We start from the raw sequence: 20,517 nt of genomic DNA, 5'->3' as shown, positions 1-20,517 counted from the left end.
AGTCGCCAAAATTGAATATTGAGGTAAATCATGCAAGTTTCTGTTGAGACGACTCAAGGCCTTGAGCGCCGTCTGACCATCACCGTTCCTGCAGAGAACGTTGAGACCGAAGTAAAAAAACGCTTACAACAACTGTCAAAAACGCAGCGTATCGACGGTTTCCGTGCTGGTAAAGTTCCAGTATCAGTAATCAACAAGCGTTTCGGACCAGCTGTTCGTCAAGAAGTTGCTGGCGAAGTAATGCAACGTAATTACATTGAAGCAATTGTTGCTGAAAAAATTAACCCTGCAGGCGCACCGACATTTGCTCCTAAAGCGCTTGAAGCAGGTAAAGATTTAGAGTTTTCAGCAACATTTGAAGTTTACCCTGAAATTGAAGTTCAAGGTTTAGAGAAAATTGCTGTTGAAAAACCAGCGGTAGAAGTTACGGACGAAGATTTAGCAAACATGCTAGAAACACTTCGTAAGCAACACGCTTCTTGGGCTGATGTTGATGCAGCGGCTGGCGCAAACGACCGTGTAACGGTTGATTTCGTTGGCACTATCGACGGCGAAGAATTTGAAGGCGGCAAAGCTGAAGACTTCCCATTAGAACTTGGGCAAGGTCGTATGATCCCAGGTTTTGAAGATAACATCGTTGGTAAAAAAGCAGGCGAAGAAGTGGTTGCTGATGTAACTTTCCCTGAAGATTACCATGCTGAAAACTTAAAAGGTAAAGCGGCTCAATTCACTATCACAGTGAAAAAAGTGGAAGCGCAAGAATTACCTGAATTAAGCGATGAGTTTGCAACTAAATTCGGTGTTACCGAAGGCGGCGTAGACGCGCTTAAAGAAGAAGTTAAAAAGAACATGACGCGTGAGCTAGACCAAGCAGTTAAAGCTAACGTAAAAGACCAAGCAATCAAAGGTCTTTTAGAGCAAAACGAAGTTGAAGTGCCTAAAGCATTAATCGACCAAGAAGTTGACGCTCTACGTGAGCAAGCTGCTCAACGTTTTGGTGGCAATGGTCAAAACATGCCAGAGCTTCCAGCTGAATTGTTCCACGAACAAGCTGTAACACGTGTTAAAACTGGCCTATTATTAGGTGAAGTGATTAAAGCGAATGACATCAAAGTTGATGACGCTAAAGTTGAAGCATTGATTGCTACTGTAGCTTCTGCATACGAAGATCCAACTGAAGTAGTAGAATACTACAAAGCAAATGATCAACTAATGCAGCAAATGCGTAATGTAGCAATGGAAGAGCAAGCTGTTGAAGCTATTTTAGCTAAAGCAACTGTGACTGATGTTGAAAAAGCATTTGATGACATCATGAATCCACAGCAAGGTGCATAATAAGTCATTGACTTAAGCGCTCGCTAACGATTAAATGGCTCGTGTTACTCTGTTTATGCAGTGTGCCCGGGCCATTTTAGTTTGTGGTTCTTAATTAGCTAAAAATGATCATTATGCTTTTCTCAGAATAAGTATAAGCGCATAAGGAATTAAATAAGTATGAACACTGGTATGACAGATCCCCTAAACGCATTAGTCCCTATGGTTGTTGAGCAAACAGCTAAAGGCGAGCGCTCGTTTGATATTTATTCGAGGCTATTAAAGGAGCGTATTATCTTTTTAACGGGCCAAGTTGAAGACAACATGGCAAACCTGATCTTAGCGCAAATGCTATTTTTAGAATCAGAGAACCCAGAGAAAGATATTTTCTTATATATCAATTCACCGGGTGGCTCTGTCACTGCGGGAATGGCTATTTACGATACAATGAACTTCATTAAACCAGACGTAAGCACAATCTGTGTAGGCCAAGCGGCTAGTATGGGCGCATTTTTACTGTCTGGTGGCGCGAAGGGTAAACGTTTTTGTTTACCAAACTCACGCGTGATGATTCACCAACCGTTAGGTGGATTCCAAGGTCAAGCGTCTGACTTTGAAATACACGCGAAAGAAATCCTGTCTATTAAAGACAAGTTAAATCGCTTAATGGCTGAGCATACTGGCCAACCGCTTGACGTTGTTTCACGCGATACAGACCGTGACAATTTTATGAGTGCAAGCCAAGCTGTAGATTACGGTATTGTTGACTCAGTATTTACTAATCGCGGTAGCAAGTAAGTATGCCTGCAAGCAGTGATGCTTGCTAATGAGAGTTACTATGCGAAAAACACTAAATTTTGGTATAGTTAAAGCGTATTAAAATAGCCACCAAGACTTTGGTGGCCAACGTAATAAAATGAGGTAGCTGAATGTCTGACACTCCTACAGACGGCGAAAAAAGTAATAAATTGTTATACTGCTCTTTTTGTGGCAAAAGCCAGCATGAAGTTCGAAAGTTAATTGCAGGACCTTCAGTATACGTTTGTGATGAATGTGTAGAGCTGTGTAATGATATTATCAGGGAAGAAATTAAAGACATCGCGCCTAAGCATGATGCCGCTGACAAATTACCTGTGCCAAAAGAAATTCGTAACCACTTAGACGACTACGTTATTGGTCAAGACCATGCTAAAAAAGTATTGTCTGTAGCGGTTTACAATCACTACAAGCGTTTACGCAATCAATCAACTAAACAAGACGTTGAACTAGGTAAAAGTAATATTTTATTAATTGGCCCAACCGGGAGTGGTAAAACATTATTAGCTGAAACGTTAGCTCGTTTACTTGATGTGCCGTTTACTATGGCCGATGCCACTACACTAACCGAAGCCGGTTATGTAGGTGAAGATGTTGAAAACATTATTCAAAAGCTTCTACAAAAATGTGACTACGACGTAGAAAAAGCACAACGTGGTATTGTTTACATTGATGAAATCGACAAAATTTCTCGTAAATCAGATAACCCATCAATCACACGTGATGTATCAGGTGAAGGTGTACAACAAGCCTTACTTAAACTGATTGAGGGTACAGTGGCTTCTGTTCCTCCACAAGGTGGACGTAAACATCCACAGCAAGAGTTTCTGCAAGTAGATACTTCTAAGATCCTGTTTATTTGTGGTGGTGCATTTGCTGGTCTTGATAAAGTTATTGAGCAGCGTAGCCACAAAAACACCGGTATCGGTTTTGGTGTTGACGTTAAAGAGTCGGCGGCGAGTCGTTCTTTGAGTGAAACATTTAAAGATGTTGAGCCAGAAGATTTAGTAAAATATGGTTTAATTCCAGAGTTTATTGGACGTTTACCTGTAGTTGCAACATTGACTGAACTTGATGAAGCCGCGCTGGTACAGATTCTAAGTGAGCCTAAAAACGCCATTACTAAGCAGTTTTCAGTATTGTTTGGTATGGAAGACGTTGAACTTGAGTTTCGTGATGATGCACTACGTGCTATTGCTCACAAAGCAATGGAACGTAAAACCGGTGCGCGTGGCCTACGTTCAATCGTAGAAGGTGTATTGCTTGATACTATGTATGAGCTGCCTTCAATTGGTAACGTAAGCAAAGTGGTTGTTGATGAAACCGTCATTAAAGGTGAGTCTGACCCAATCTTGATTTATGACAGCAGTAATCAAGAACACGCAGCAGCAGATTAAATTCTGAGCGAATTATAAAAAAGGAGCCATTGGCTCCCTTTTTTTTATAATTAATTTAATCGAGTTGGCAAAAATTGTTGAACTTTAATTAGGTTATCCCCATATACTTGAGTAATCTTTAAATAAATGAAGTGCAAAGAGAAAATACAATGACGCTTGAGAGAAACGATCGAGTCGAAATCCCTGTGCTAGCACTGCGCGATGTTGTGGTGTATCCACACATGGTGATCCCGCTTTTTGTAGGCCGTGAAAAATCAATAAAATGCCTAGAAGCGGCAATGGACAAAGACAAACAAATTTTCTTAGTTGCACAAAAAGATGCAACTGTAGATGAGCCTGAGAAAGACGATATTTATCGTGTTGGGACAATTGCGACTGTACTTCAATTATTAAAGCTACCCGATGGTACAGTAAAAGTATTAGTTGAAGGCACGCAGCGTGCGAATATCGAAGAGTTTGTTGATAACGAAGACTTCTTTGTTGCCAATGCACAGTTTATTGAATCGGATTCAGTGAACGAACAAGAACAAGATATTTTTATTCGCAGTGCATTAAGCCAGTTTGAAGGCTACGTAAAATTAAATAAAAAAATCCCACCTGAAGTGATGACCTCGGTCTCTGGTATTGATGAGCCAGCGCGTCTTGCTGATACCATGGCTGCACATATGCCATTAAAAGTGCCTGAAAAGCAAAAAGTACTTGAAATATCAAGCGTTACTGAGCGTTTGGAGTACTTAATGGCGCTAATGGAAGGTGAAATAGATTTATTGCAAGTTGAGAAAAAAATTCGTACCCGCGTTAAAAAGCAGATGGAAAAATCGCAACGTGAGTATTACCTCAATGAGCAAATGAAAGCGATTCAAAAAGAGCTTGGCGAAATTGATGATGTACCAGATGAATTCGAAGCGCTAAAAAAACGCATCGAAGAGTCAGGTATGCCCAGCGAAGCAAAAGAAAAAGCCACCGCAGAGTTTAACAAACTTAAAATGATGTCGCCGATGTCGGCAGAGGCCAGTGTTGTTCGCTCATACATAGATACGTTAATCAACGTACCGTGGAAAAAACGCTCTAAAGTGAAAAAAGATTTAGCCGGTGCGCAAAAAATACTAGATAGCGATCACTACGGGCTTGATAAAGTCAAAGAACGCATTATTGAGTACCTCGCGGTACAGCAGCGTACCAATAAACTTAAAGGGCCAATTTTGTGTTTAGTTGGGCCGCCGGGGGTGGGTAAAACCTCACTTGGGCAATCTATTGCGCGTTCAACGGGTCGTAAGTACATTCGTATGGCACTGGGTGGCGTGCGTGATGAAGCCGAAATACGTGGTCACCGTCGTACTTACATTGGCTCTATGCCTGGTAAGTTGATTCAAAACATGACTAAAGTGGGCGTTAAAAACCCGTTATTCTTGTTAGATGAAATTGATAAAATGTCAGCGGATATGCGTGGCGACCCTGCATCAGCATTATTAGAAGTACTGGATCCTGAACAAAACAGTCACTTTGCGGATCATTATTTAGAAGTTGATTACGACTTATCTGATGTGATGTTTGTTGCAACCTCAAATAGCTTTAATATTCCAGGGCCTTTATTAGACCGCATGGAAGTGATTCGATTATCGGGTTACACCGAAGACGAAAAGCTAAATATTGCTAAAGAGCACTTAATTCCTAAGCAAATTAAGCGTAACGGTTTAAAAGCTAAAGAAGTTGAAATTGCCGACAGTGCCATCATTGGTATTATCCGCTATTACACCCGTGAAGCGGGCGTGCGTAATTTAGAGCGTGAAGTATCTAAGCTATGTCGTAAAGCAGTTAAAAATATCTTAATCGAGAAAGACACTAAAACAGTGACGATCGATGCAGATAACCTTGAAGAGTACTTAGGTGTGCAACGCTTTGATTATGGTAAAGCAGAAGACGGCGACCGTATTGGCCAAGTTACTGGCCTAGCATGGACAGAAGTAGGCGGTGACTTACTCACGATTGAATGTGCTGCAGTACCAGGTAAAGGTAAGTTGACCTATACAGGCTCGTTAGGCGATGTGATGCAAGAGTCGATTCAAGCGGCGATGACCGTTGTTCGTAATCGTGCTGATGAGCTGCGTATTAATAGCGACTTTTATGAAAAACGCGATATTCATGTACACGTACCTGAGGGCGCAACACCTAAAGATGGCCCAAGTGCCGGTATTGCAATGGTAACGTGTTTGGTTTCAAGCTTAACCGGTAATGCGGTGCGCTCTGATGTAGCCATGACAGGTGAAATTACCTTACGTGGTGAAGTATTGCCTATTGGTGGTTTAAAAGAGAAATTATTAGCGGCTCACCGTGGTGGGATTAAAACGGTCATCATTCCAAAAATTAACGAACGTGACTTAAAAGAGATACCTGACAATGTATTGGCGGGTCTTGATATTCACCCAGTTACATGGATTGATGAGGTATTAAAGCTTGCTTTAGTGCATCCAGTTGATAGTTTTTCAGTCGAAACTCCGAAAAAGCAGTAAAAAAGCCAAAAAAAGTGCTTTTAGGGGCTTTTCAAATCTAAACGGTATGATAAGTTAAGCACTGGTTTTCAAGCCTAGCCCTTGCTGGGCCTAGGCTTAAGAAAAATATAATCATATGAGCTTTAAATAAATGCTCAAAAATTTCAAAACAGTGATGTTAGTTTAAAAAAACAATCGCTCTTGATAACAACAATGAAAGAGGATGATATTGTGAATAAATCTCAATTAATCGATCAAATCGCAGCTGATGCTGACATTTCTAAAGCGGCTGCAGGTCGTGCGCTAGATTCATTCATCGAATCTGTATCTGGCGCGCTAAAAGATGGCGACTCAGTTGCACTTGTTGGTTTTGGTACTTTCTCTGTACGTGAGCGTGCTGCTCGTGCAGGTCGTAACCCACAAACTGGTGAAACGATTCAAATTGCTGCAGCTAACATCCCAGCTTTCAAAGCCGGTAAAGCGCTTAAAGACGCAGTAAACTAATCATTGTGTAAACAATTTAGTTATGGCGAGTAAAGAGACGCTTAATTATTGCAATCGATAGATTAAGTTACTTCACCGCCAGTTACTTCAAGTGAAAAAGCGTATCTGGTAAGATACGCTTTTTTACATATGACAAGGTAGAAAAGACCTTGGTCAGAAAAGAGATAAACAAATGCTTGAGAAAATCAGAGAAGGTTCGCAAGGGCCGGTAGCCAAAGTCATTTTAGGCGCGGTGATTTTATCTTTTGCCTTAGCTGGGATCGGTAGTTACTTAGGTCAAACCACAGAACAACCCGTTGCTGAAGTAAATGGAATTAAAATTAGCCAAACAGAATTTAGCCGTGCGTTTCAAAATGAACGTAGCCGCTTAGAACAACAATTTGGTGAATATTTTACCCAAATAGCAGCCGATCCAACTTATATGGCTCAAATACGTCAAGGCGTGATTGACCGTTTAGTACAACAAGAATTACAAAGCCAGTTAGCGACTGAGCTGGGTCTGCGTGTGAGTGATGAAAGTATTCGTCAAACAATTTTAGAGCTTCCTTATTTTAAAATTGGCGATCAATTTAATAACGACCGTTACTTACAAGTGATTCGTCAAATGAACTTCCAACCTGATTCATTTCGAGAGTACCTTCGTGATGATATGACACGTAGCCAGTTAGTGTCAGCGGTTGCAGGAACTGACTTTGCATTGCAAAACGAGCTTAAATCAGCCATTGCACTGCAACAACAAACTCGCAGCATTGATTATTTAGTCATTGATAAACAAGCAATGCAGGCTGATGTTGACGTTACTGATCAAGAAGTGGCTGATTATTACGAATTAAATGCAGGGCAATTTTTATCGCCAGAGCTTATTTCAGTTAATTACATTGAGTTAGATGCAGATGATATCGATGTTGCATCGGTAAGCGAAGACGACGTAAAAGCATATTATGAGCAGAGTAAAGCGCAATATGTTGAGCCTGAAAAACGTCGTGTATCACATATTTTAATTGATAACAGTGAAGATGACGATGCGGCAAAAGCCAAAGCTGAATCTTTATTAGCCCAGCTTAATGCGGGTGCTGATTTTGCACAATTAGCTGAATCGTCGTCAGATGATATTGTTAGCGCCGAAATGGGTGGTGACTTAGAGTGGATTGAACGTGATGTCATGGAACCTGCATTTGAGGATGCTGCTTTTGCACTGCAAAACAAAGGTGATTACTCTGATGTAGTAGCCTCTGAATTTGGCTATCACATCATTAAACTTACAGACATTCAATCGCAGCAAGTTAAACCTTATGATGCCGTTAAAGCCGATTTACGCGCTGAACTTGAGCAAGCTGAAAAAGTGGATGCGTTTTACGAGAAGCAAACAGAAATGGGTGCATTAGCCTTTGAAATTTCTGACCGCTTAGACGATGCTGCTGAAGTAGCAGGTGTTGAAGTACAATCTACACCGCTATTAGCACTGAGTGCGCTTCCTGAGCCGCTTAATAATCCTGCGGTTATAACCGCATTATCATCAGTTGAATTACTAGAAGATAAAGTAAACTCTGAAGTAATCGAACTTGGTAATGAGCACGTGATTGTGGTTCGTGTTAACGAGCATCAACCAGCTGCAACTAAAGCATTGAGCGAAGTAAGCGAGCAAATTAAAACACGCTTAGTAAACGAAAAAGCGTCGGATCTTGCTAAAGAAAAAGCACGTACCTTATTTGCACAAATCAAAGACGGTAAGAGCTTAAATGACGTTGCTGCTGAGCAGTCACTAAGCGTTCGTCATGAGTCGCAACTTACTCGTGAAAGCTTTGCTGTTTCGCCTGCTATTGTTACCCAAATATTTAAAATGGCGCACCCACATGATGGCGCAGTTTATGATGTAGTTAACTTAAACAATGGTGATGCTGCTATTGTTGCGCTTAATGCGGTAAATGATGCACCAGTGAGTGACAGCATTGAGCCACAAATGAAGCAAAATATCACCATGGCCCAAGCACAGAAAAACTATACGGTATTCATTGAGTCGCTTAAGCAACAAGCGGAACTAAAAGTACCAAAAGCAGCGCAACCTGCTGAATAAATCATAGCTAAACTATAAAAGGCGCCAATTGGCGCCTTTTTTGTTTTTTCATTAACAACTTAACAGGCGCTGGGTGACCTTTGACTGCGGGTTTTGAAAAATAGTTTCTGTGGCACCGTATTCAACAATCTCACCCTTATTGAGTACCACTAGCTGGTCGCTAATATGGCGCACTAAACTTAAATGATGGGTGATCAAAATATAGGTTAAGCCAGTTTCAAGCTGTAGTTTAAGTAATAAGTTTACTATTTGCGCTCTTACAGAAGGGTCAAGCGATGAAAGTGCCTCATCGAGCACAACAACCTTAGGATCTAATATAAGCGCACGAGCGAGCGCTACACGCTGTAATTGCCCTACACTAAACATATGCGGATAGTATTGCTGATGATCGACCAGTAGACCCACTTTAAGCAGCGTACTACCAATTTTTTCACTACGTTGAGTTCTATCAAAATCAGTATTGAATTTTAAGCAATCATCGAGCATTTCAGCAATGGTCACTGCTGGGTTTAAAGAGGTGGCGGAGTCTTGAAAAATCATTCGGATATAACGACACTGGGCATCACGATTACCATTGTTTTCTATGGTGTTATTCTCTAATAATATCTGCCCGCTATCGGCACTGTATGCACCCACTAATAATTTAGCCAAGGTGCTTTTTCCTGAACCGGTTTCCCCAATAATGGCAATTGTTTCACCTTTACCAATACAAAATGAGATGTTTTTTAGTACATCAAATTTTTTACGGCTAAATAAACCTGCACGTATGTTAAAGGTTTTTGATAAGGCTTGAACTTTTAACAAGGGTTGCATTATTTTATTTCCTTGATCAATGGAAAGTGACACGCGTAACTATGGCCGTGGTGTTTAGAGAGTTTAGGGGCAACCACACACTCTTTTTGTGCTTGCGGGCAACGCGGTCCTAAACGACAACCAATCGGTAAATGTTGTAGTGTAGGTATGGTACCTTTTAATGCATAAAAAGGTTCTTTATGTGCTAAGCCGTGCTCATAATCAGGTAAGCTTTTTAATAAAGCCTGCGTATAAGGGTGACGCGGTTGGCTAAAAATAAGGTGCGTTGGACCGGCTTCAACCATTTGTCCGCAATACAAAACATGAATACCATGTGACCAATTTACTATTTCTTCTAGCTCATGGGAAATCATCAAAATAGACATATTCTTTAGCTGATTCAAACTTTTTAATAATCGAAATACCTGCGCACGAGTGGTACTCTCTAGTGCGGTTGTGGGCTCATCAGCAATGAGCAACTTAGGTGTACGCGCAATGGCCATGGCTATCATGACTTTTTGACACACACCTTCAGAGAGTTCATGAGGGTAGCTATCAAGCACGGCTTCATGATTTTTAATACCTACTTTATGTATTAAGGCTTTAACACGGTCTTTACGCTCTCGGTTGCGTTTTAAGAAAAACCCTTTGGCGGCTACTTCAGGCAGTGTTTCAGCGATTTGGTTAAATATTTTTGCAGTAGGGTCAAGGCAGCGACTTGGATCTTGATAAATCATTGCAATGTCTTGGCTGACGGTTTTACGGCGCTGCTCAGGTGTGAGGCGCATTAAATCAACACCGCGCCAATGCATTCTATCGGCGGTTATAACCCAGCGTTCGTTAAGTACGCCTACAATGGCTTTTGCAATTAAGCTTTTTCCAGAGCCTGATTCTCCCACTAAAGCGTGTACTTCACCTTCTTTTAAACTAAAACTTACTCGGTCAACAGCGCGAATAGCAGTTTCAGACGTTTGCAGCTCTATGGTTAAATTTCGAATATCTAGTAAATGCATTTAATCGGCCTTACGCGCTTGTAAAACTTTGCGAAGTCCATCGCCCACCAAGTTTGTTGAAAGAACGGCTAAAAATAGCAGTACACCCGGAAGTGCCACTGTCCATGGCGCTAAGTAAATAAGCCCTAAGTTTTCAGCCAAAATAGCACCCCATTCAGTGGTGGGCGGCTGTGCGCCAAGCTTTAAAAACCCTAGCGCAGCAATATCTAAAATAGCTGTGGAGAGGGCCATAGTAAAAATAACCACAATATACTCATACACATTAGGAAAAATCCCGCGCGATAAAATATGCCATTTAGAGGCGCCATCTAAGCGGTAGGCGGTAACATAATCTTTGCCAAGTTCGTCAACTATCAGGTTTCTAATTGAATGAATAAACTGGGGTAATAAGGCCAAAATAATTGCCCATACGGTATTCATTAATCCAGGACCGAGTATAGCAATAATAATGATGGCCAGTAACAATGAGGGAATTGACAGCGTTACATCCAGTAAGTGGTTCAAAAAACTAGAACGTATGCCTTTGTTGATCCCTGCAAAGGTACCTAGCAACACACCAATAACAGTGGTGATCAGTGCAGCCACAACCGATAACCCGAACGTATATGTGGCGCCATTCATTAAACGGGACAGCACATCTCGGCCTAAATCATCGGTGCCAAGTATAAACCGCACATCGCCCATTTCATTCCACGAGGGAGGTAGTAATAGTGCATCACTGTGCTGTTGATTTACCCCATAAGGCGCAAGAAAAGGTGCGGTAGCCGCTAACAGGCTAAAGGCAATAAACACCCATAAACCAACCAGTGCAGGGTGGTTATTTTTAAACTTTCGCCAGAGTCTCGCTAATGGCGATTTATTTGAATCTTCTGAAAATAAGTTAAACTTTGCCATGCGCTTGATTCCGAGACAGAGGATCGAGTAGGGTGTAGGTCAGTTCGGCCATAATTGTCGCAATAATAATGAAAAAAGAAACGGCCATTAACCCCCCTTGTATAGCAGGGTAGTCACGTTGATAAATACTGTCTATTAACCAACGGCCAATCCCCGGCCATGAAAAAATAACCTCGGTGATCATAGCAAGGGTGATCAAGGTGCTAAATTGCAAACCAATTTGCTTTATGACTGGCAGTAATGCATTTCTCAGGGCGTGATGAATAATAAGCTGCCCACGGGTAAGGCCTTTGGCGCGAGCTGTTTTGATAAAGTTTTGATCCATCACTTTTAACATCGATTCGCGAGTAAAGCGCACTAATACAGTAGTTGGATACATAGCCAGTACAATGGTAGGTAACGTTAGGTGATGCAGTGCATCAAGCATTGCCATGCCATTGTAGGGAAAATCAGCAAGTAAAATATCCAGTAAGATAAACCCCGTACTGGCAGGTATTTCATACAATAAGCTCACTCGCCCCGACATGGGAAACCAGCCAAGTTTGAGCGAAAAAACCATAATTAGTAATAACGCGAGCCAAAAAATAGGCATAGAATAGCCAACCATAGCTGTTGAGCTAATTAATTTATCAAGCCATTGTTTATGATAAGCCGATGCTAAAATTCCGACAGGCACACCCACTACCACCGAAATAAATAACGCATAGATACTTAGCTCTAACGTTGCAGGAATTAAATCAACCACGTGAGCAAAAACACTGCTCCCCGAGGCAAACGACACGCCCCAATCGCCTTGTACGATTCGCCCGACAAAGGCAATGTACTGCATAAAGTAGTTACTGTTAAACAGGTACTTTTCTTCTAGCTGTACATTTTGAGTAAAGTTAGTGTCTGGTATGCCGCTTAAGTTACTCAGTGGATCGCCAGGGAATAAGTAGCTCAGCGAAAAAGTAAAAATACTCAGTAATAACACCATGAAAAATAACAATCCGAGGCGGCGTAAAATATAATCGAATAACATTACTTCTTCCTCGCGTTAGCCAATGAAATAGCGCCAAATGGCCCGAGTGTGATCCCCTCAACATCAGCACTACTTGCCTGAAAACGCATGCCATGGGCAATTGGCAGTAAAGGCAATTGTTTGATGATCATGCTTTGTGCTGCGTCGTAATATTGTTTACGTAAATTTAAATCGGTCGTATCGAGAGCTTTAGTTAACAGTAAATCAAATTCAGGATTACACCAGTTCGCTGGGTTTTTGCCACTGAAGGTCGCGGTGCAGCTAAGTAACGGGCTAAAAAAGTTATCAGGATCTGGCGTATCTGCTGCCCAACCTAATAATACACTGTCGTGACGGTGCTCGCCTATGCGTTGAATAAAGGTGTTCCACTCATACTCGACAATATTAACGTTAACGCCAATTTTGCGTAAATCGCTTTGCATCAGCTCTGCCATTTTTCGTGCATTGGGGTTATAAATACGGCTGACAGGCATAGCCCAAATGCTCATATCAAACCCTTTTGGAAAACCTGCTTCAGTTAATAATTTTTTTGCCAGTTGTGGGTCGAAAATTGGCATGTTCTTTTGTGCTTCAAACGCCCACGACGTGGGTGGTAATATTGACCGCGCACGAAGTCCATTACCATAGTAAACTGCCTGCATTATTTTTTCTATATCAATGGCATGTACTAAGGCTTGGCGTACTTTTAAGTTATCAAACGGAGGGCGTTCGGTATTAAATGCCCAGTAACCTATGTTTAAGTTGGTTTCCTTTTCAACGTTAATATCATCTCGCTGAGCTAAAATACTTAACTGTGCACTGCTAGGATGCGCAGTTACGTCACACTCTTTGGTAAGAATTTTAGCAATACGCGTAGTGCCATTAGGGGTAATGTCGTACACCAACTGCTCAAGTGTCACCTCGTGTTTCCAATAGTCAGCGTTTTTATAAAAGCGTACTAAATGGTCTCGTCGGTATTCTTTGTAAATATAAGGACCGGTGCCAACTGGATATTGATCAAATAGGTTTTCTTGGTTGTTGGCTTTGAGCGCCATGGCATATTCTTTAGAGAGCACCACGGCGAAATCGGTCGCCATATTCGCTAAAAAACTGCTTTCTGCGTTAAATAATTCAAACCGAACTTGGTGATCAGACACCCTGACAATTTTACGAATAAGTTGGTCAATACCCACACTTTGAAAGTAGGGGTAATTCGCATCACCGACAAAGTGATAGGGGTTGTATACATCAAATAAACGACTGAAAGTGAAAATGACGTCATCAGCGTTAAATTCGCGTGTTGGAGTAAAATACGCGGTGGTATGAAATTTAACCCCTTTGCGCAGAGTAAATGTGACAGACTTACCGTCTTTGCTAATTTTCCAGTCGGTGGCTAGTTCGCTTTTAAATTCGGCGGTCACAGGGTCAATACTAATTAACCGGTCGTACAACTGGTTAGCAATAATATCGATGGTTGATCCTGTGGTTGTGACTTGTGGATTGAACGACACAGGATTTGCCTCAGCGCAATAAACGAGGCCTTGGTTTTTTTCTTCTAAGATTTCTTCTTTACTATCAATGCAACCTACTAAACTCAATGATAATAAAGCAAGTAATAATTTACGCACCCGCACAACCTCTACTATTCCAGCAAATTGTATTTTTTCAAATAACCACGTAATTGATGATACGTTAAACCAAGTACTTCTGCAGTCTTCTTTTGATTAAATTGACTATGTTCTAATGCTTTTTTTATTAATGTGATCTCAAATTCATTAGAGAGTGTTTTTAAGTCACAAGGAAACTCAAGTTCTGCGTTACCTAAACTCGGTGTTACAGGCGCTTCTGTAGGCTGGGTGTTAACAACTTCATTTTGCACAGCAACAGGGGCTTGTGTATGTTTAATACGTGCTTTAGGTCTAAAGCGGCTTTCGAAAGGGTCTAAAATAATTTTATGCACAGGGATGTGTTCATTGCCGTGGCGATAAAGGCTTCGCTCCACCACATTTTTAAGCTCACGCACATTACCCGGCCACTCATAACTAAGTAAACTTTCTTGTGCATTACGAGTAAAACCACTAAATAGCTCCCACTCTAAGTCGCGTGCCATATTCATTGCAAATTGCTCAGCCAATAACATAATATCGTCTTGGCGTTCGCGCAGTGGCGGTAGAGTGATTACATCAAATGCGAGCCTATCGAGTAAATCGCTTCTAAATTCACCTTGCTGCGCTAAATGCGGTAAGTCTTCATTGGTCGCACAGACTAAGCGCGTATCTACTTTAACCGTTTGTTTGCCGCCAACACGCTCAAACTCACCATACTCTATTACCCTTAATAGCTTTTCTTGCACTAGGGCAGAAGTATTTGCCAACTCATCTAAAAATAAGGTGCCGCTATTAGCCCGCTCAAATCGGCCTTCATGACGTTTACTTGCGCCGGTAAATGCACCACTTTCATGGCCAAATAATTCACTTTCGAGTAGATTTTCGTTTAATGCCGCACAGTTGAGTTTGACGTAACTTTGATCCCAGCGCTTGGATAAAAAGTGTAAACGTGCTGCAATAAGCTCTTTACCGGTACCGCGTTCACCAATAATAAGTACGGGTTTATCTAGGTTTGCTAGCTGCGATACCTGATCAAGAACCGATAAAAAGCTGTCTGATTGGCCGAGCAAATTATCCTGTTGGCGATATTGACTCATATTTCCTAACTCTTAGTCATTTTTACTAACAGTTAGTGTATTTCATTATGATTAACAACAAAAGTAATTTGTAATTTGCATTTAACTATTTGAAATTTATTGCTATTTTAAAATTAAAAAAGTTGGCAAGCATATTGATACTAATAAAAGCAGACACATTTAGATTAAATAATAGAGGTATATGTTATGGGAATTTTTTCACGTTTTGCAGACATTGTTAATTCTAATATCAATGCCATTTTAGATAAAGCAGAAGACCCTGAAAAAATGGTTCGTCTTATTATCCAAGAGATGGAAGATACACTGGTAGAGGTCCGCTCTACATCAGCAAAAACACTCGCTGAGAAAAAAGAATTAGTACGTCGCGTAGATACACTAAAAGCCCAAGTAAACGATTGGCAAGACAAAGCCGAATTGGCACTGAGCAAAGATCGTGACGATCTAGCACGCTCAGCATTACTTGAAAAGCAAAAATCAGCCGACGCAGTTGCTGCGGTAGAAAGTGAACTTGACCATGTAGAGTCTCATATAGAGAAGCTACAACAAGAGGTAACTACGCTACAAGAAAAGCTAGCAGATGCTAAGGCACGTCAAAAAGCGATTATTTTACGTCAACGCTCGGCTGAGTCGCGCCTTGAAGTTAAAAAAGCGCTTGATAGTTCTAAAGTAGAGGATGCACTTAATCGCTTTGAACGTTACGAAACCAAAATTGATGGGCTAGAATCTCAAATAGAGTCTTACGATTTAGGTAAACAAACGTTAGCTGATGAAATTGCAGACTTACAAAAGAATGAAAAGATTGATGACGAGTTAGCTGAACTTAAAAAGAAACTCGCAAATAAATAAAACGATAATATCAGGGGCCACGTGCCCCTGACATCAACATAGAATATGGATTGTCAGGAGAGGATTATGTTTGATCCAGAGATACTAGTTGCCCCCTTTATCTTATTTATGATTTTTGTTGCGCCACTGTGGTTAATTTTACACTACCGTAGCAAAAAGCAAGTAAGCCAAGGGTTGAGTGAGCATGAGCATCGCCAATTATTGGAGCTTGCACAAAAAGCTGAAAAAATGGCTGATAGAGTAAAAACATTAGAAGCGTTGCTTGATCAAGAGTCACCTCAGTGGAGACAAAAAGTATGAACACTAAACGCGAATTATTAAGAGACCCACAACGCGGCAAAATAGCTGGCGTATGTGCCGGTTTAAGTGACTACTTTAATATGGAGTTATGGTTAGTTCGCATTATATTTGTTAGTGCGGTACTACTAACCGGTGGCCCATTATTTGTGGTAGCGTACATTGCAGCATGGTTTATTTTAGATAAAAAACCTGCTGCAACACATAAAACGCATTCAACTTATAGCGGTGACCCACTGGAAGTTAAGTTTAAAGTATGGCAAAAGGGCGAGCCACCTCGTCGTGCATTACAAGACTTAAAAGAGCGTTTAACGCGTGTTGATGTTCGCTTACAAGAGATGGAACGTTACGTTACCTCAAGCGAATTTACGGTCAGTCGTGAAATTAATAAACTTTAAAGGATTGATAGGCACCTTGTTTGTAACGTGAACAATTACGGCAGATAGGGTGCAAAACACTTTATGAGCCAATCATTTGCAAAAAAGACCTTTAAAACCTTTAAAGGCAAAGCACAAAAAGCCCTGCACCGTAGTTTAGACCAACATGTTAAGCTTGCCGTAACTGGGTTGAGCGGCAGTGGTAAGACCGCGTTTATCAGTGCGTTAGTTAAGCACTTAACCTCTCAGGCGAATGACAACAACTTACCTTTTTTTGATGTGATGCGCGAGCATCGTCATATTGCCACTAAAATTGTGCCGCAAGAAGCATTAAACGTGCCCACCTTTGACTTTAACCGTGCAATAAATGCTTTACTGCCAATGGAAGGTGACCCTGCTTGGCCGGCGTCTACAGAGCGAATAAATACCCTGCGCTTAGCGATTAAATACCAAAGTAATGCGGGTCTGCGAGGTCATTTTTCACCGCAATCAACGTTATACCTTGATATTATTGACTATCCAGGTGAATGGCTGCTCGATTTACCTATGCTTGAACAAAGCTATACTGCGTGGAGTGAACAGCAATACCCATTATTAAATCAGTCTCCTCGCAGCGCTACCTCAGGCGATTTTTTACACGCCGTAGAGCAACTTGATTTACATGCCCCTGTGGATGAAAGTGAGCTTGCTAACATTGCACAACTTTATCAACGCATGCTGGTAGGGCTAAAAAAAGACACTAAACTTGCGATGCTACAACCAGGGCGAATGTTAATGCCAGGCGACTTGCAAGGTGCGCCGTTATTGTTATTTTTTCCAATTAATCCTGAAAAAATGAAAGACGATGTAGTGGCGGGTTCTAATTTAGCGCATTTAATTAAACGTTTTAACGCTTACGTGAAAGAAGTCGTTAAGCCATTTTATAATGAGCATTTTCGTCATTTTGACCGCCAAATTGTGTTGGTTGATGTACTCAGTGCATTAAATGAAGGCCATGAAACGTTGCATGAGCAAAGCCGTGTTATTAATCAATTGTTGGCCCATTTTAGTTATGGGGAGTCTGGCTTTTTTAAACGTTTATTCAAACCGAATATTGATAAAATATTGTTTGCTGCTAATAAGTCAGATCACATCAGCGCTAAGCATCATAAAGCGTTAGCCTTGTTACTAGACTCGCTGGTTAAAGAGCAAAGTAATCATTTAAAGTTTGATGGTGTACAAATTGAAACTATGGCTATGTCATCAATTACCGCAACCCAGCCTCGCCAAGTGGTTGATAAAGGTCAAACTCTTGATTGCGTTTACGGTAAACCTTTAAATGAGGATGAGTGGCTGACTTATTTACCACCAGAGCCGCCAAGTAGAATGCTTAATAAAAGTGAGTGGCCAGAGCAAGGGTTTGAATTTTTGTCATTTTCGCCGATGCCAAGCCCCGACAAACAACTTAAACATATTCGATTAGATCATGTGATGCAGTACCTGCTAGGAGATAAATTAACATGAGTGAGTCAACGCAACAGTTTCAAGCAGGGCGTCGTATTAGTGCACCAAGTATTGAGCAAAACGAGCCTGCGTTAACATCCGCTAAAATTATTGAACACGGACAAAGTGATTACACCTCTGAGGTTGAGGATGATGCGCTTGAGCCTGAAGTTGATTTAGATCCGGTGTATAAAAAGTCAAAATGGCAAACGCTAAAAGGCTTGTTTGCGCTCAGCTTTATTATTTTAGTACTGCTAGAGTTTGGGTTTTCTATTGTGCTTGCTTATCAGCAATCGCTTATTTTGGGCAGTATTTATTTAACCGCTGTGGTAAGCGGTGTGTTATTAATAACAAGATTGTTATGGCGAGAATATCTGATGTTGCGCAGTTTAAAGCGTAATCAGCTGCATCGCCATGAAGCCGATAGGCTATTAAACAGTGAGCAAGTGGGTGGTGCACTCCCTTGGCTTGAAAAATTGAACAAGCACCAGCAGTTAGACAATTTTGAAAACTTTAAAAACCAAGTTGCTACGCACCATAGTGATAAAGAAATAATGACACTTTACGCTAATAGCCTACTGGTAAGGCAAGACACCCAAGCTAAAAAGCTTATAAACCGCTTTGCAACAGAGTCAGCCTTATTAGTCGCATTAAGCCCTCTTGCGCTGGTGGATATGATGGCGGTGCTTTGGCGCGGTACAAAATTAATCGAGCAAATAGGTAAAATTTATGGCATTGGTTTTGGTTACGCCAGTCGCATTAAGCTCTACCGAATGCTGTTAAAGCAAGTCATGTTTGTAGGCAGTGCAGAGCTTGTATCTGATTTAGCGGCCACAGCACTTAGTGCTGAGCTATTAGGCAAACTTTCAGGGCGAGCCGCGCAAGGCGTCAGTGCGGGTATATTTACAGCTCGTATAGGCTATAAAGCCATGGAATTAAGTCGACCCTTACCGCGTCTTGAAAATAAACGCAGCTTGTTAAAAGGCACTGTTCAAGGAATTGCGAGTAAAATTATGAGTCGCACTAAGAGAGCGGAGAGTAAATAGTTGGCAATATTTGTGTACAGCTTTTTGAGTAAAGTTTGCACAAATAGCCATCTGAGCATCCGGCATGCTTGTGATTTAAAGTGCGGTGCGTTTTATTTATGTAATTGACACACATAATAAAAACGAGAGCACACAATGAGCAAGCATCATCCACACACCCAATGTATCCATGGCCCACAAAAAGCCAATGATCCCCATGGCGCATTAACCTCGCCATTATACCAAACATCGACATTTCATTTTGAAAATGCTGCGCAGGGTGCTGCACGGTTTGCTGGCGATGAGCCAGGTTATATTTATACGCGTTTGGGTAACCCTACCACCACTGAACTTGAACAAAAAGTGGCGCAATTAGAGGGCTGTGAGGCTGCAGCGGCAACGGCTACAGGTATGGGAGCGGTATCGGCTTCGGTACTGAGCTTTTTATCACAAGGCGATCACTTAGTTGCATCAAGTGCGCTTTATGGCTGCACCTTTGCTTTTTTTGCGCATATGTTGCCGCGTTGGGGCATTGAAGTCACCTTTGTGGATATGACCAATGAAGATGAGTTACGTGCTGCAATAAAGCCAAACTCAAAAATGATATTTGCAGAGACACCGATAAACCCGACGATGGCCGTTATTGATTTAGCACTTATTGGTGATGTAGCAAAACAGCATAATTTAATAAGTGTGGTCGACAATACCTTTTTAACGCCGCTGCTACAGTCACCTAAACAATACGGCATCGATATTATTATGCACAGTGCTACCAAGTATTTAAATGGTCACGGCGATGTAGTCGCAGGTATTGTGTGTGGATCCCTTGAGCACATTACACAGATTAAAATGACGGTGTTAAAAGATATAGGCGCGACGATTAGCCCACACGATGCATGGTTAATTAACCGAGGTTTAAAAACATTAGCTATACGGGTAGAGCGTCATTGCCAGAGTGCGCAAACGATTGCTGAATATTTAGAGGCTCACCCTCAAGTGAGTAAAGTGTACTATCCTGGACTGAAGTCGCACCCAGGTCATCGGTTTATTGGTAAGCAAATGAAAGCTGCTGGCGGTGTTATTGCTTTTGAAATTAAAGGGAGTTTAACCGACGGTGAGCAGTTTATTGATAGCATGAAGCTATGTACTTTAGCGGTTAGCTTAGGCGATGCTGAAACACTTATTCAACACCCTGCATCGATGACCCATTCGCCTTACACACCCGAAGAAAGATTAGCAGCCGGAATTAGTGATGGTTTAATTCGTTTATCAGTTGGGCTTGAAGATGTTAATGATATTATTAACGATCTCAACCAAGCATTTACTAAAATATCGTAAGGTGTAATTTATTATTTACAGAGGTTTCGATCTGAAAGTGCTGTTAAATATAGGGTGTGTTTTTATCTTTGCTATGGTGTAACTATAGATTTACGATCTACGCAATCAGCGAAAGTATTGATCTGAGTCAAGCTATTAAACTTTTGTTCACTTTT

At 41.3% G+C, this 20,517-nt stretch carries 18 protein-coding genes; 12 read left to right on the top strand and 6 right to left on the bottom strand.

The window, feature by feature from the left end; all coding sequences use genetic code 11:
- The first annotated feature begins 30 nt into the window (after positions 1–30).
- From tig to ppiD, 6 genes are all read left to right on the top strand, one after another.
- Positions 31–1,335, top strand: coding sequence for a trigger factor (tig, locus tag MTN97_RS02450; protein WP_036981899.1), 1,305 nt, complete (start codon positions 31–33; stop codon positions 1,333–1,335).
- Positions 1,336–1,494: 159 nt separating this feature from the next.
- Positions 1,495–2,112 carry an ATP-dependent Clp endopeptidase proteolytic subunit ClpP gene (clpP, locus tag MTN97_RS02445; RefSeq protein ID WP_013465450.1) on the top strand — a complete coding sequence of 206 codons (618 nt, stop codon included), beginning with the start codon at positions 1,495–1,497 and terminating at the stop codon, positions 2,110–2,112.
- Between the two features lie 131 nt (positions 2,113–2,243).
- Positions 2,244–3,527, top strand: a complete 1,284-nt coding sequence (gene clpX / locus MTN97_RS02440) for an ATP-dependent protease ATP-binding subunit ClpX (RefSeq protein ID WP_248473599.1) — start codon at positions 2,244–2,246, stop codon at positions 3,525–3,527.
- A 149-nt stretch (positions 3,528–3,676) separates the two neighbouring features.
- Positions 3,677–6,037 carry an endopeptidase La gene (gene lon / locus MTN97_RS02435; RefSeq protein WP_036981902.1) on the top strand — a complete coding sequence of 787 codons (2,361 nt, stop codon included), beginning with the start codon at positions 3,677–3,679 and terminating at the stop codon, positions 6,035–6,037.
- 126 nt (positions 6,038–6,163) lie between these two features.
- Positions 6,164–6,520, top strand: a complete 357-nt coding sequence (locus MTN97_RS02430) for an HU family DNA-binding protein (RefSeq protein WP_255314649.1) — start codon at positions 6,164–6,166, stop codon at positions 6,518–6,520.
- 172 nt (positions 6,521–6,692) lie between these two features.
- On the top strand, positions 6,693–8,594 hold the full coding sequence (gene ppiD, locus MTN97_RS02425) for a peptidylprolyl isomerase (protein ID WP_248473598.1): 1,902 nt from the start codon (positions 6,693–6,695) through the stop codon (positions 8,592–8,594).
- Positions 8,595–8,645: 51 nt separating this feature from the next.
- Here the strand turns inward: ppiD and MTN97_RS02420 are convergent, their stop codons facing one another.
- The 6 genes from MTN97_RS02420 to pspF are packed head-to-tail and all read right to left on the bottom strand — an operon-like array spanning position 8,646 to position 14,997.
- Complete coding sequence (locus MTN97_RS02420; protein WP_214552121.1) at positions 8,646–9,407, bottom strand: ATP-binding cassette domain-containing protein; 762 nt, start codon at positions 9,405–9,407, stop codon at positions 8,646–8,648.
- Positions 9,407–10,399 carry an oligopeptide/dipeptide ABC transporter ATP-binding protein gene (locus tag MTN97_RS02415; RefSeq protein WP_036981906.1) on the bottom strand — a complete coding sequence of 331 codons (993 nt, stop codon included), beginning with the start codon at positions 10,397–10,399 and terminating at the stop codon, positions 9,407–9,409. The genes MTN97_RS02420 and MTN97_RS02415 overlap by 1 nt, the downstream gene beginning before the upstream one ends.
- Positions 10,400–11,293, bottom strand: a complete 894-nt coding sequence (locus MTN97_RS02410; RefSeq protein WP_069438639.1) for an ABC transporter permease subunit — start codon at positions 11,291–11,293, stop codon at positions 10,400–10,402.
- Positions 11,280–12,314 carry an ABC transporter permease gene (locus tag MTN97_RS02405; protein ID WP_248473597.1) on the bottom strand — a complete coding sequence of 345 codons (1,035 nt, stop codon included), beginning with the start codon at positions 12,312–12,314 and terminating at the stop codon, positions 11,280–11,282. Before MTN97_RS02405 ends, MTN97_RS02410 begins: the two co-directional genes overlap by 14 nt.
- The gene (locus tag MTN97_RS02400; RefSeq protein WP_248473596.1) at positions 12,314–13,921 is read right to left on the bottom strand and encodes an ABC transporter substrate-binding protein; all 1,608 of its coding nucleotides are present in this window, start codon (positions 13,919–13,921) and stop codon (positions 12,314–12,316) included. Before MTN97_RS02400 ends, MTN97_RS02405 begins: the two co-directional genes overlap by 1 nt.
- 14 nt (positions 13,922–13,935) lie before the next feature.
- Positions 13,936–14,997 carry a phage shock protein operon transcriptional activator gene (gene pspF / locus MTN97_RS02395; protein WP_248473595.1) on the bottom strand — a complete coding sequence of 354 codons (1,062 nt, stop codon included), beginning with the start codon at positions 14,995–14,997 and terminating at the stop codon, positions 13,936–13,938.
- A 186-nt stretch (positions 14,998–15,183) separates the two neighbouring features.
- On the opposite strand from pspF, the gene pspA reads away from it, so the two are divergent.
- The 6 genes from pspA (at position 15,184) to megL (ending at position 20,362) form a co-directional block, all read left to right on the top strand.
- Positions 15,184–15,843, top strand: a complete 660-nt coding sequence (pspA, locus tag MTN97_RS02390; protein WP_016899278.1) for a phage shock protein PspA — start codon at positions 15,184–15,186, stop codon at positions 15,841–15,843.
- A gap of 66 nt (positions 15,844–15,909) precedes the next feature.
- Complete coding sequence (pspB, locus tag MTN97_RS02385; protein WP_248473594.1) at positions 15,910–16,143, top strand: envelope stress response membrane protein PspB; 234 nt, start codon at positions 15,910–15,912, stop codon at positions 16,141–16,143.
- Positions 16,140–16,538 (top strand): envelope stress response membrane protein PspC, encoded by a 399-nt coding sequence (gene pspC, locus MTN97_RS02380; RefSeq protein ID WP_248473593.1) that lies wholly within the window; start codon positions 16,140–16,142, stop codon positions 16,536–16,538. Before pspB ends, pspC begins: the two co-directional genes overlap by 4 nt.
- Positions 16,539–16,601: 63 nt before the next feature.
- Positions 16,602–18,020: a YcjX family protein gene (locus MTN97_RS02375; protein WP_248473592.1), complete on the top strand. Its 1,419-nt coding sequence runs from the start codon at positions 16,602–16,604 to the stop codon at positions 18,018–18,020.
- Complete coding sequence (locus tag MTN97_RS02370; protein ID WP_248473591.1) at positions 18,017–19,045, top strand: TIGR01620 family protein; 1,029 nt, start codon at positions 18,017–18,019, stop codon at positions 19,043–19,045. The genes MTN97_RS02375 and MTN97_RS02370 overlap by 4 nt, the downstream gene beginning before the upstream one ends.
- 135 nt (positions 19,046–19,180) lie before the next feature.
- On the top strand, positions 19,181–20,362 hold the full coding sequence (gene megL, locus MTN97_RS02365; RefSeq protein WP_248473590.1) for a methionine gamma-lyase: 1,182 nt from the start codon (positions 19,181–19,183) through the stop codon (positions 20,360–20,362).
- The last annotated feature ends 155 nt before the right edge of the window (positions 20,363–20,517 follow it).

It is taken from the genome of Pseudoalteromonas sp. 2CM36K, assembly GCF_023161865.1.
GTDB lineage: Bacteria > Pseudomonadota > Gammaproteobacteria > Enterobacterales > Alteromonadaceae > Pseudoalteromonas > Pseudoalteromonas tetraodonis.
Note: the sequence above shows the minus strand (reverse complement) of the source record. Positions and strands in the feature narration are given on the sequence as shown.